Genomic DNA, 13029 nt, shown 5'->3' with positions numbered 1-13029 from the left:
GGCAGAATACATTGATAAAAAGTCAGGGTAATCAGGCGGGAAGAAAGCTGAACTATATTGCAAGTAAATACGGCATGCTTTCGATTCTGATCCTTATCATAATTGTTGCAGGTATCATTAACCCGGCTTTCTTAACGGGCCAGAACATCATTAATATTTTCAAGCAGATTTCGGCGACCGGGCTTTTGGCCATTGGAATGACCTTTGTTATCATATCAGGAGGCGTTGATCTGTCGGTTGGATCTTTGATGTCTATTTGCGGGGTAATCTCCGTTGTGCTGATCCCACAGGTTGGCGTTCCTGGCGCCATGGTTCTGGCATTGCTGTCAGGGCTTGTACTGGGAGTTTTTAACGGTATTTTTGTATCGGCGACTGGCGGGACGATGGGAAGCTCTTTTATTATCACTTTTGGAATGTCAACGGTATTAGGCTCCGCTGCACTGTGTATTACCAACGGAGCTATCGCATACGCGTCAAAGTATAAAAGCTATATGGTGATCGGACAGGGCTACTGGGGCGTGATACCGATTACAGTTGCAATCTTTCTTATCTTTATTGTAGCGACGCAGATCATCCTGAAGAAGACCAGTTTCGGGAGATTAGTGTACTGTATCGGGGTCAATGAAGAGGCTACGCGCCTGTCCGGAATTCGGACAAGGCTGATCAGAATCAGCGTATATGCGATATCCGGACTTATGGCAGCGGCTGGAGGGATCTGCCTGTGTTCGCGTGTGCGCAGCGCATCGCCCACACAGGGAACCGGATATGAGCTGGACGCCATAGCAGTGGTACTGTTGGGAGGCAGCCGGATGGGCGGCGGTGCGGGAAGTATTTGGAAAACTCTGATGGGCGTTGTGATTATGGGTGTTCTTACAAATGCCCTGAACGTAGTCGGTGTAACTGCTTATCCGCAGAAAATTGTAAGAGGCGCCATCATACTGGCAGCGGTTCTGATGGATCTGCGCAGCGCAAAGGCTGAAAACGAGATGCTTGCGACGAAAGTGTGAGGTGGAAAAGATGATAAAACGAGTCAGCAAATTTTGTAAATCTTATCTGGTAATTGTCTGTATTGCAGTATTACTTGTGTTTATGGCCATTTTTTATCCGAGTTACTTTTCCTTCTCTACTTTTAAAGGACTGCTGATACAGATTTCTGTATATGGGATCGTGGCATGCGCGATGACGATAGCGATCATCGGAGGGGAATTCGACTTGAGTGTCGGGTCTATTCTGCCGTTTTCTACCCTGCTTTTTGCTTATCTGATGCCCAGGATCGGGATCTTTGCGTCTATTGTCCTTATATTGATCACGGGGGGCGTGATCGGTGCGGTGAATGGTTTCTTTGTTTCGATCCTGAAGTTGAATGCCTTTATTGTGACTCTGTCTACAATGCTTGCCGTGGAAGGGATTATGCTCACTTTCTGCAATGGGATGCCGATCCCAGCCGTCAATCAAGCGACCAGGGCGTTCGGGACGGGAAATATTGGCGGAATTGCATACATTGCCATTTTATTTTTTATCTGTGTCCTTATTACCCATTATGTGCTTACAAAGACTGCTTTCGGGCGAAATGTATTTGCAACCGGCGGCAATTATAATGTGGCAGAGTATGCCGGGATCAGTGTGAAAAAGATCAAGTTTCTGTTATTTGTGATTTTGGGATTTGCTTCAGCTTTTGCGGGAGTTCTTCTGACTTGCAGACTGCAGGCTGGTTCCCCTTTATATGGAAGCGACGTTTCCATGTCTGTAGTATCTGCTACGGTTTTAGGGGGAACAAGCCTGTCCGGCGGCAGGGGAAGCGTATTTCGTACCTTCCTGGGGATGGTATTTATCGGAATGCTGAGCCAGATATTTACCCATATCAATGCATATGCATATCTCCAGCAGCTGATACAGGGTGCAGTTGTTGTTGCGATTGTCATCCTGGATGCATGGAACAACCGGAAGAGGGAAGACGAACTGGCCGGAATTTAGAGACGGGGAAGCAGTTGGAAACAGAAAGAGAGGCAGATAAAATGAGAAAAGAGAAAAGCGCTATTTTAAGCGTGAGCAACAGCAATCATACATCCTGGGATCCGGCCAAAGAGCATCTGGCGACGGGATTTCCGCCGATCCAGGCGATGAACAGCAGTCTTATGTTCACACCTCAGGAGATAGAACGTCTCCGCACGTTGGGAAAGCGGGTCGCGGAAATTGCGGCGCTGCCCGTTCAAAAGGAAAAGGCCAGGCTCTGGACTGCCCACAATGACCTGCAGACCACCCAGCCGCTTGTATTCATAGATCCGGAAAATGGCTGGAATGAGATCATCACGCCGGAGATGCTGGAATGTCACGACAATATGGCCAGGGTATGGGAAATGCATCTTCTGAAACAGATCTACTGGCATGAAAATCTAAAAGATGACAAAGTGATTGAACCATATTTTGACGTACATTATTCCTTTTCCGACGATGGATGGGGCGTAGAGATGAAAAAAGAGGGCGGCGAGATGGGCGGCGCCTACAAGATGATCGGCGGATTGAGGGACTATGAGGAAGACTTTGAAAAACTGCATTATCCTGTTATTACTATCGACTATGAAGAGTCCGACCGTGTGCTGAATCTGGCGCATGAGGTTTTTGACGGGATTCTGACGGTCAGGCGGCATCCGGTGTGGTGGTGGTCCCTGGGGATGACGGTGGATTACATTATGCTCAGGGGATTTGATAACTTTTTATGTGACTTCATTCTGGAGCCGGAGTACATACATAAGGTGATGGACCTGATGACGACGGGGATCGAAAAACGGCTGGACTGGTTCGAGAAGGAGCGCCTGCTTGCCTTAAATACAGAGGGGGCATATGTGGGCTCGGGCGGATTCGGCTGGACAAATCAGCTTCCGACAGAGCAGGAACTGAAACGGCCGGTGACCACAAAGGAGATGTGGGGATTTGTGGAAAGCCAGGAGACGAATACCGTGAGTGCAGAAATGTACGGAGAGTTCATACTCCCATACCATAAAAGGCTGGCCAGCCGGTTCGGGCTGAACTGCTTTGGGTGCTGTGAGTCTGTTACTGAGAGATTTGAGTATGCTAAACAAATTCCGAACCTGAGAAGAGTCTCCATGTCTGCATGGGCGGACTGGACATTGATACCGGAGCTTCTGGGAAACCGGTATATAGCATCGCTCAAACCGCAGCCTACAGCGCTTGCCTCTCCGGTAATGAACGAGGATGAGGTCAGGAAAACGGTGAGAAAGGCGCTGGCCTGCACCAGGGACTGCATCCCGGAATTGATCATGAAGGATAATAATACGCTGGGACATAACCCGTATAATGCATGCCGCTGGGTTGAAATCTGCCGTGAGGAGATTGCAAATCTGGGTTAAAGAAAAGGAGACATCACATATGACGGAAAAAGAATTAATCATAAAAAGCAGCGAAGAGCTGGATGAGAGACTACGTGAGGCAAAGAAGAGCGGCAATCTTGTGGTAAAGGATGCAACAGAAGATGAGGCGGTCATTCGGAAAACATTTGAGGCGGGCGAAGGGATCCTCCGCTTATTTCCTGCATTTGTTCCCAGAAGGTTTGGGAAAGCAGGCCGCAGATTAAAACTGCACCCGGACGACTATTTTGCATTCGGAATGGCCAGAGGTTCCATAACGGAGCGCTGGTTTGCATCTACTATTGCCGCACAAAACGGAGAATTGTCTAAAGCAGATGAAGGGATGAGCTATGTAAGCGTCTCATATGATTCTGATGAAAAGTTTGCCCTGCGGGATGCGGTCAAGGTTCTGGGGAAAGAACTGGTGGGAGAAGAGCTGATGGGGCGGTATAACGGCTGGCCCATGTATTCCAAGTTTTTCGATAATGAAAATCCTCTCTTCCACCATGTCCATCTGATGTTTGAAGACGCGGCAAGGGTAGGCAAGCTTGGCAAACCGGAGTGTTATTATTTCCCGAAACAGCTGAACAATTATTTCGGAGAAGCAGGCTACACCTACTTCGGGTTTGACCCGGATGTGACGCCGGAAGAGGTCAAAGAAAGAATCCGACATTTTGGGGACGATGATACGAGGATTACGGAACTTTCCCGTGCGTACAGGATCGAACTGGGGACGGGATGGTATACGCCGGCAGGGGTCATTCATGCGCCTGCATCGGTGCTGACCTATGAGCCGCAGTGGAACTCCGATGTCAATTCTGTTTATGAAAATATAGTTTCCGGGGAGGTGTATCCTCCGGAGATGTTGGATGAGGAATGCCCGGCGGACAGACAGGGCGACATTGACTATATTTTCAGCCTCCTGGACTGGGAGAAAAATGTGGATCCGCATTATCGGAAACATTACTTCCGGCCGCCGGTAACCGCATCCCGGACGGAAGACTATACTGAAAATTGGATCACCTATGCCAATGAGTATATTGCCGCAAAAGAGCTGACCGTTTATCCGGGCCGGACGGTTACGATTAAGGATGGTGCTGCTTATGGCTGCATCTTTATACAGGGACACGGAAAAATAGGGGGCTACGATGCGGAAGCGGCTGCCTTGCTCCGCTTTGGGCAGCAGAGTACGGATGAGTTTTTTGTTTCAGAGGACGCAGCCGGGAGAGGGGTCACGATTACGAACCTGAGCCGGGTGGAACCACTGGTGCTCTTAAAACATTTTGGCCCGAACCATCCGGATGTGCCGAGAAGTGTCTGCGGATAAAAACAGTGAAAGAAGTGCCGGTGTGTTGAAAGCAAAATTGGCATGCCGGTACAGTGCCGCTGATAACAACGAGCAGGGTGCCATTTGAGATAAGGGTGGAAATATGGACACAGAAGGAGGCGGAACATGAGATATTTGGTTGGGATAGACAACGGGGGAACGTTTTCAAAAGCCGCTGTCTTTGATGAAGACGGGAGTCAAATCGCCGCGGCCAGCGTGCCGACAACAACCATTACTCCCAAACCGGGGTACACGGAGCGGGATATGACACAGCTGTGGGAGGTTAACGTACTGGCAGTGCGCACGGCAATTGAAAAGAGCGGCATCTGCCCGTCTGATATTGCAGGTGTCTCTTTTTCCGGGCACGGGAAAGGGCTGTACATGGTGAAGGGAGACGGGACTCCCGCGTATAATGGGATCATTTCTACGGACACGCGGGCATGGGAGTATGTAGAAAGATGGGAGAAAGACGGTACGATGGACAAGGTATTCGAAAGATCCTGTCAGACGATCCTTGCCTGTCAGCCTGTCAGCCTGCTGGCATGGTTCCGGGACCACTATCCGGAGGTGCTCCGGGATGTGAAGAACATATTTGCGGTAAAGGATTATATCCGTTTTCAGATTACAGGGGAGGCATATGCGGAGTATACGGACTTTTCCGGTGCTAATTTGGTAAACCTGACCACAAAAGAATATGACAGAGAGCTTTTGGGGCTGTTCGGGCTGGAAGAGATCTATGACAAACTCCCTCCGCTCAGATATGCCGCCGATATCTGCGGTTATGTGACGAAGGAGGCTGCCCGGCAGACGAATCTGCCGGCCGGTATTCCGGTGGCGGCGGGAATGTTTGATGTGGATGCCTGCGGAATTGCCTCCGGGCTGTGCGATGAGGAACAGATGTGCATGGTAGCGGGAACCTGGAGCATTAACGAATTTATCCGCCGGGAACCAGTGACCAACGGCAGCGTGTCGCTCAATTCCATGTTCTGTATCCCAGGATATTTCCTTGTGGAAGAGAGCAGCCCTACCTCGGCCGGCAATATGGAGTGGTTTATCACGAATCTGATGAGCCATGAGAAAGAAGAATGCAGGACAGCGGGGGGCTCGGTCTATGAGTTGACCAATGACTGGGCGGAATCAGTAGAACCGCAGGATTGCAATCTCATTTTCCTGCCGTTTCTGAATGGCTCTAATGAGGATGCACTTGCAAAAGGTACATTTGCAGGCCTAAGCGCTTACCACAGTAAAAAGCATATGCTGAGGGCGGTGTACGAAGGAGTTGTATTCTCTCATCTTACACATGTGAAAAAACTTCTGCAGAACCGGGAAGCGCCAAAGTCCATCCGTCTGTCAGGCGGTGCTGCCAATTCGGATGTGTGGGTACAGATCTTTGCAGATGCTCTGCAGATCCCGGTGGATGTGATAGAAGATAAGGAACTGGGAGCCCAGGGAGCGGCGATGGCAGCAGGAATTGCAGCAGGAATTTACCGGGATTACCGGGAGGCAGTGAATCGCACCGTCAAGATTACAAAGACCGTACTGCCGCGTCCGTTTTATAAAGAAGTATATGAAGAAAAATACAGGACTTACCGAGCAGTAATTGAGGGCCTGGGCGGTACATGGGGGCGGTTCAGGATTGAATAGTCCGGATAGGCAGGAAAAGGGCCGCTCAGAAGTGGGCGGTTTTTTCAATTTGTATGTGGAGGGGAGGTAGCTTAAGCGGGCTTGCCCACTTTGTTTATGTTCAAGGCAGAACAGTGTATATTGCTAATGTGAATTTTTATGAAAAAAGTTCATAAAGTTCTTTTGTATTTATTATAAGGCGAAAATGATCTTATAAATAGGATAAATAATCATATAATTAAGAACAAAGTGATTGATTTATAAAAAACGCGGTGATATAATGAACATAAAGAAAGGAGCGGAGAGCTATGATATGGAATTATATGTTATGTTTCGTGTTTATTGTTGTTCTAATTGTTGAGGTGGTGTTTATCCTCAAAAGAAACCGTAAGATTGTGATGAAGGGCAAGGATGATTTCTTTACATTTACGCTGATTGTACTTTTTGCATTGATGATCTTTCCGCTCTCGGACATGGGCAGCGTGGTAGAGAATATCCGGAATATCCTGATACTTGTGGCTATTTTCGGGTCAGCCGGCATTAAGAGAGGGTTTTCCGAAAAGGGAATGGAAAAGGTATTTTACACGGTGAACTGGGATCTGGTTCAATCCGTACATATTGATGAATACCAGACCTCCAGGATCAAAGTGGTCTGTCAGACGGAGAAAGGCAAACATAAGCTGTATTTCAGCAAGTATAAACTGAAAGAGGTTTTACGGGTGCTGGAACAGCATGTTTCCAATATATATATTCAGAGTTCACTCGATGACGTCCTGAGTATGAAAAAGTGCGTATAAATAAAGCGCACTTGATGATGTATGCCCCTGCGGGGCGGGCCTTTCGCAAAGCGGAATACCAGACACAGGCCAACTTGCAAAATGCAGTACTTTCTGTTAAAGAAGAAAAAGTAAAAAAGTGAAGAAGAAAAGGAGAATTCAACCATGGTAAGCGAAAAAATCACAGTCAAGAACCCTTCAGGATTACATTTAAGACCGGCAGGAATCCTGTCCAATATCGCATCAAAATGCGTATCTGACGTTACTCTCGTAAAAGGAGACAAGAGAGTGAATCCTAAGAGCGTGCTGGTTCTTATGGCAGCGGGCATCAAATGCGGAGATGAGATAACAGTGGAATGTGCAGGTGAGTCGGAAGCAGATGATTTAAAGACCATCATTGATGCGATTGCAAGCGGATTAGGAGAGTAAGGAGTCAGGGCAATGAAAAGGATTGAAGTGAGTAAAACGTCTTCAAAAGGCATTGTTATGGGAAATGTGTTCGTGGCCAGGGAGCAGGATCTGAGTCCGGAGGAAAAAGTAATTGAAGTCGGGCAGGCGGACGCTGAGAAGGCAGCTTATGAGCGTGCTGTCGAGGAAGTCATTGCAGATCTGGAGCCTTTGGCCGAGAAGTCGGACATATTTGCAGGGCATCTGGAGCTGGCAAAAGATATCGCGTTAAAGGAGGGCGTGCTGAACCGGATTCAAACGCAGTCATACTGCGCACAGAAGGCGCTGCATGAAACCGCGGAAGAATTCCGCATGATCTTTGAGATGATGGAAGACGAGTACATGCGTGAGCGTGCTGCAGATATACTGGATATCAGAAACCGCCTGATGCGTAAGCTGAAAGGGATCGGTGACGGGGATTTTGATTCGATTACCGAAAAAGTGATCCTGGTTGCAAGGGATCTGGCGCCGTCGGATACGGCGAAGCTGAACCTGGAATATATTCTGGGATTTATCACAGAGCTGGGCGGTGTGACAAGCCACGTATCTATCATGGCAAGAGGGATGGGTATCCCTGCGCTTGTCGGGGTAGAAGGAATTATGGACGCGGTACGTCCCGGTGACTTTGTAATCATGGACGCCTCCCGTGGTGTAATTATTATTAACCCTGAACCGGAAGTAATTGAAGAATATAAAAAGAAAGCAAACGAGTTTGATAGATGCCAGAAGGAACTGGAAGAATCCAGCGCTCTTCCCACCGTTACGGCAGACGGCAGAAAGCTGGAGGTATGCGGAAACGTGGGAAGCCTGGAAGACGTGAAAAATGCCGTGAAGTTCCGGATTGACGGAATCGGACTTTTCAGAAGTGAGTTCCTCTACATGGAGAGCGACCATTTTCCAACGGAGGAAGAGCAGTTCAATGTATACAGACAGGCGGCTGAGCTTCTGGGAGAACGTGAGCTGACCATCCGGACTTTGGACATCGGCGGCGATAAAGGCCTGGATTATTTTGAGTTTCCAAAGGAAGAAAATCCTTTCCTTGGATACCGGGCAATCCGCATCGGCCTGGATCAGAAAGAGATTCTGAAGACACAGCTCAGGGCTCTTCTGCGGGCAGGTACATATGGACATATCCGCATTATGTTCCCCATGATCATTTCCATTGAAGAAGTGGTGGACGCATATGCGGTGCTGGAGGAATGCAAGGACGAACTTCACAAAGAAGGCATTCCGTTCCAGGAAGAGATAGAGGCAGGGGTTATGATTGAGACGCCTGCGGCAGTTATGATGGCGGAAGAACTGGCAGAGAAGGTAGATTTCTTCAGTATCGGGACAAACGACCTGACCCAGTATTTTCTGGCGGTGGACAGAGGAAATCAGAAGATTGCGGCTATGTACAATTCTTACCATCCTGCGGTTCTGCGCGCAATATACAAGACCATACAGGCAGGGCACAAGTATAACCGAAAGGTGGGTATGTGCGGAGAGTTTGCCAGCGATACAAAAGCGGTAAAAATGCTGCTGGGAATGGGACTGGATGAATTCAGTGTGTCACCTGGCGAGGCGGCGGGGGTAAAACACCAGATCCGCAGTACCTCCTATGAAGAGGCACAGAGGCTTGCCGGTGAAGTAATGAAACAGCCTGTCATAGATTCTGTGATGCGGCTGCTGGAAGAATAGGCTTAAAGGAGATAGTTTGATGAAAGGATATACGCTTGGGCTTTATGAGAAAGCAATGCCCGGCAGCTTAACGTGGAAAGAAAAGCTGCTGGCTGCAAAAAGTGCCGGATATGATTTTGTGGAGATCAGTATAGACGAGACCGATGAGAAGCTGAGCCGTCTGGAAATGACCAGCCAGGAGAGGCTGGAGCTGGTCCGTCTGATGGCAGAGACTGGAATACCGATCCGCACCATGTGCCTGAGCGGGCACAGGAAATACCCCCTCGGAAGCAGTGACCCGCAGGTCTGCGGCCGGGGTATGGAGATTATGCAGAAAGCGATACAGCTTGCGGATGACCTGGGAGTCCGGATCATACAGCTCGCAGGTTATGACGTATACTACGAAGAATCCAGCCTGGAAACGAAAAAAAGATTTTTGACAAATCTGAAGAAGGCGGTCAATATGGCGGAACGGACCGGTGTGCTTCTGGGATTTGAGACGATGGAAAATGAGTTTATGAACACCGTGGAAAAGGCAATGAAATATGTAACCCTGGTGGGGTCCAGTTATTTGAATGTATACCCGGATATCGGAAATATAACAAATGCCGCGCATACCTATAAGACAGATGTGCTGGAAGACCTCTATATCGGAAAAGGACATCTGGTTGCAATGCATCTCAAAGAGACGGTACCGGGCAGATTCCGCGAAATTCCATACGGCACCGGGCACGTGGATTTTGAAAATGCTGTCCATACGGCTTGGGAATTAGGCATCCGTAAGTATGTCACCGAATTCTGGTATACCGGAAGCGATACCTGGGCGGAGGATCTAAAGTCAGCGAGCAAAATGTTCAGAAAGATACTGGATGACGAGGAAAGGAGATAACGATTTCGTGAAAGTATGCAAGCAAGTAATATCGAATCTGACAAAGTGCTATTCTATAGCGCCGTTAAAATATAATGGAAGCAATTATTTCCTGGTGGCAGCGGAGAAAGTGGACAGATGCATCCTGTTTGACCAGGAGGGACGCGAGGTGGACACCGTGTGGAAAGAACCTGGCGGGGTAATGAGTATGGTGCAGGTACCGGGAACAAACGGTCAGTTCCTGGCCACACACAAATTCTACTCACCCAACGACTCCAAAGAAGCCAGGATCGTCATAGTCACTCCGATCTCGAAAGGGAACTGGGAAGTGAGGACGCTGGCAGAGCTTCCCCACGTACACCGATTTGATATCGTAGAGCGAAACGGTATAAGATATCTAATCGCCTGTGCCCTCAAATCGGGCCATGAATACAAAGACGACTGGTCGATGCCGGGCAAAGTATATGCAGCAGTCCTCCCGGAGGATCTAAGCGGTTTCGGGGAAGACAACCAGCTGGAATTGAAAGTCATAAAAGACAATATGCTGAAAAACCACGGCTACTACCGGGTAGACGACCAGGGAACCGACACCTGCATTATTTCTGCAGACTGCGGAGTATTCCAGTTTATCCCGCCGGAGTCTGCCGGAGGCGACTGGACGATCCGCACCCTGCTTGACACAGCAGCAAGTGATGCCGTCCTGATTGATCTGGACGAAGACGGAGAAAAAGAACTGGCAGTTTTGTCTCCGTTCCATGGAGATAAGATCAGCATTTACAAAAGAAAAGAAGGCGTATTTACCCAGGTATACGAATACGGGAAACCAGCGGAGTTCACCCACGCGATCTACGGCGGAAATCTGCTGAACCGTCCGGCCCTTGTCGTAGGCCACAGACAGGGGGAAAGAAACCTCATCGCCTTTACATACAATAAGGAAACAAAATCCTACCAGTCAGAAATACTGGATCATGACTGCGGCCCCGCAAACGTATATCACTTCACCAGAGATGGAGAGGACATCCTCATATCAGCAAACCGAGAAACCGATGAGGTGGCTTTGTATCAGGTATTGGAGTGAGCAGGCGAATGGGGAACGGACGCTGTCCAAAATTGCACTGCGGCAGGCCATCCCTGACCCGAAAACAGGGGTGTCTGGAAACTGGTTATGGTCTGTAAGCAGGAGTAAAGTAAAAAGAATGGAAAACTGAGGGAACCTGGCCACATCACCCGAAGCCTGATGGCTTCGCGCGCTGGGGCCAGGAAATATTGTAATTCGGAATTACAATATTTCCCTCAGTTTTTCATTCTTTTTGCTTAACTCCTGCTAACAGCCATAAGACGCTTCCAGACACCCCTGTTTTCGGGTCAGGGATGGCCTGCCGCAGTGCAATTTTGGACAGCTGGTGTATCCCAGCCGGCAAGTGGCCAATACCGGGAGGGGATCCCGGACGGGAGCAGCGTATTGTTGCCGGCGGCACGGGAAAGTGCTGCCCCAGAGTTTCTTATGCTTCTCATAAGGAAATGCTTGAAGTTGAACTTCTTGTGTAACCAACCCAATCCGCCGCCCCCGTCAAGGGCCCACCAAATGTGTAGTAATATGTTCCGCTCGGATGCGTCCAGCCTCCCCCTCCTGGTCAGGCGGCCCCATACCAGCCAACACCCCCCCCCCCACTTCACATTTCCCCCGACATATGTTAGAATGTGGATTAAATGGTTACAATCTGATTAATTAGTGGAAAAAGGCAGGTAATTTATGAATTTGGACAAAGAGAATTTGAAGAAGATCAGGGGCCTGATTTTGTTTACGATTGTGGTACTGATTGTTCTGTGGAAGTATAGTCTTGTTTTGGATGCTCTGGGCTTTGGGCTGGGGATTGTATTTCCTTTTCTGCTGGGCGGCGCAATTGCTTTTATATTGAATGTTCCGATGCATTTTTTGGAGAAGACTTTGTTTTCTAATAAGAAGACAGCAGGGAAGACTTGGGCGCAGAAACTTGCAAGGCCTCTCAGCCTGGTGCTTACGATATTGTTTGTGCTTGGGGTGATATCCCTTGTTATATTTGTTGTGGTTCCGAAGCTGGGAAGCACCGTTTATTCTTTGGGGGCCAGCATCCAGGACTTTGTGCCGAAAGTGCAGCATTGGGTGGAAGAACTGTTTGATAATAATAAGGAAATTGTGTCGTTGATTAATGATGTTAAGATTGATTGGGACAAAATACTTAACGGTATGATGCAGTTTTTTAAAAATGGGGCCGGCAGTGTGCTGGGGTCTACTTTTACGGTGGCTAAAAGCATTGTGAGCGGTATGACTACTTTTGTGATTGCCTTTGTATTTGCATGTTATATTCTGCTTCAGAAGGAACGGCTGAATATTCAGATCCGTAAGGTTATGTATGCCTATCTGAAGAAAGGTCTTGTGAAAAAGGTGCTGGATGTTTGTTCCCTGACTTATAAAACGTTTTCCAGTTTCCTGACCGGGCAGTGCGTGGAGGCGGTGATACTGGGAACCATGTTTGTCATTGCCATGACGATTTTCCGGCTGCCTTATGCGCTGCTGGTGGGGGTTCTGATTGCCTTTACCGCGTTGATTCCGATTTTTGGTGCTTTTATCGGATGCATTGTGGGGGCGTTTCTGATTCTTATGGATGCGCCGATGAAGGCAGTTATCTTTGTGATTATGTTCCTTGTTCTCCAGCAGATTGAAGGAAATCTGATCTATCCGAAGGTGGTGGGCAGCTCTGTAGGGCTTCCGTCCATCTGGGTGCTGGCAGCTGTCAGCATTGGGGGCAGCCTTATGGGGGTTGTCGGCATGCTGGTATTCATTCCGATCGTATCTGTGCTTTATACGCTATTACGGAATAATGTTTACGGGCGTCTGGATAAAAGAGGCTTTTCAGTTGACAATAGTTCCGGGGAACTGAGACTCAGGAAAGAGAATACTGGGAAAGAAAACTAAAAGTAGAA

General features: G+C 48.5%; 11 protein-coding genes. All 11 read left to right on the top strand.

The window, feature by feature from the left end:
- Positions 1–11 precede the first annotated feature (11 nt).
- The 11 genes from MWG26_RS20385 (at position 12) to MWG26_RS20335 (ending at position 13021) form a co-directional block, all read left to right on the top strand.
- A complete protein-coding gene (locus MWG26_RS20385) occupies positions 12–1007 on the top strand; it encodes an ABC transporter permease (RefSeq protein WP_025655803.1) in 996 nt (331 codons plus the stop codon).
- Positions 1008–1017: 10 nt separating this feature from the next.
- Entirely contained in the window at positions 1018–1974 is a 957-nt protein-coding gene (locus tag MWG26_RS20380; RefSeq protein WP_025655804.1) for an ABC transporter permease, read from the top strand.
- A 41-nt stretch (positions 1975–2015) separates the two neighbouring features.
- Entirely contained in the window at positions 2016–3368 is a 1353-nt protein-coding gene (locus MWG26_RS20375; RefSeq protein ID WP_025655805.1) for a uroporphyrinogen decarboxylase/cobalamine-independent methonine synthase family protein, read from the top strand.
- A gap of 19 nt (positions 3369–3387) precedes the next feature.
- A complete protein-coding gene (locus MWG26_RS20370) occupies positions 3388–4692 on the top strand; it encodes a cupin domain-containing protein (RefSeq protein ID WP_025655806.1) in 1305 nt (434 codons plus the stop codon).
- A gap of 126 nt (positions 4693–4818) precedes the next feature.
- The gene (locus MWG26_RS20365; protein ID WP_025655807.1) at positions 4819–6336 is read left to right on the top strand and encodes an FGGY-family carbohydrate kinase; all 1518 of its coding nucleotides are present in this window, start codon (positions 4819–4821) and stop codon (positions 6334–6336) included.
- Positions 6337–6623: 287 nt separating this feature from the next.
- Positions 6624–7112 carry a hypothetical protein gene (locus MWG26_RS20360; protein WP_025655808.1) on the top strand — a complete coding sequence of 163 codons (489 nt, stop codon included), beginning with the start codon at positions 6624–6626 and terminating at the stop codon, positions 7110–7112.
- Between the two features lie 144 nt (positions 7113–7256).
- On the top strand, positions 7257–7520 hold the full coding sequence (locus tag MWG26_RS20355) for an HPr family phosphocarrier protein (RefSeq protein WP_025655809.1): 264 nt from the start codon (positions 7257–7259) through the stop codon (positions 7518–7520).
- A 12-nt stretch (positions 7521–7532) separates the two neighbouring features.
- On the top strand, positions 7533–9218 hold the full coding sequence (gene ptsP / locus MWG26_RS20350) for a phosphoenolpyruvate--protein phosphotransferase (RefSeq protein WP_025655810.1): 1686 nt from the start codon (positions 7533–7535) through the stop codon (positions 9216–9218).
- A gap of 19 nt (positions 9219–9237) precedes the next feature.
- Entirely contained in the window at positions 9238–10086 is an 849-nt protein-coding gene (locus tag MWG26_RS20345) for an L-ribulose-5-phosphate 3-epimerase (protein WP_025655811.1), read from the top strand.
- Positions 10087–10093: 7 nt separating this feature from the next.
- Positions 10094–11143, top strand: a complete 1050-nt coding sequence (locus tag MWG26_RS20340; protein WP_025655812.1) for a hypothetical protein — start codon at positions 10094–10096, stop codon at positions 11141–11143.
- A gap of 675 nt (positions 11144–11818) precedes the next feature.
- Positions 11819–13021: an AI-2E family transporter gene (locus tag MWG26_RS20335; protein ID WP_025655813.1), complete on the top strand. Its 1203-nt coding sequence runs from the start codon at positions 11819–11821 to the stop codon at positions 13019–13021.
- The last annotated feature ends 8 nt before the right edge of the window (positions 13022–13029 follow it).

Origin of the sequence: Faecalicatena contorta (genome assembly GCF_022835095.1) — a bacterium.
In the GTDB taxonomy this organism is placed as follows: Bacteria; Bacillota; Clostridia; order Lachnospirales; family Lachnospiraceae; genus Faecalicatena; species Faecalicatena contorta.
Note: the sequence above shows the minus strand (reverse complement) of the source record. Positions and strands in the feature narration are given on the sequence as shown.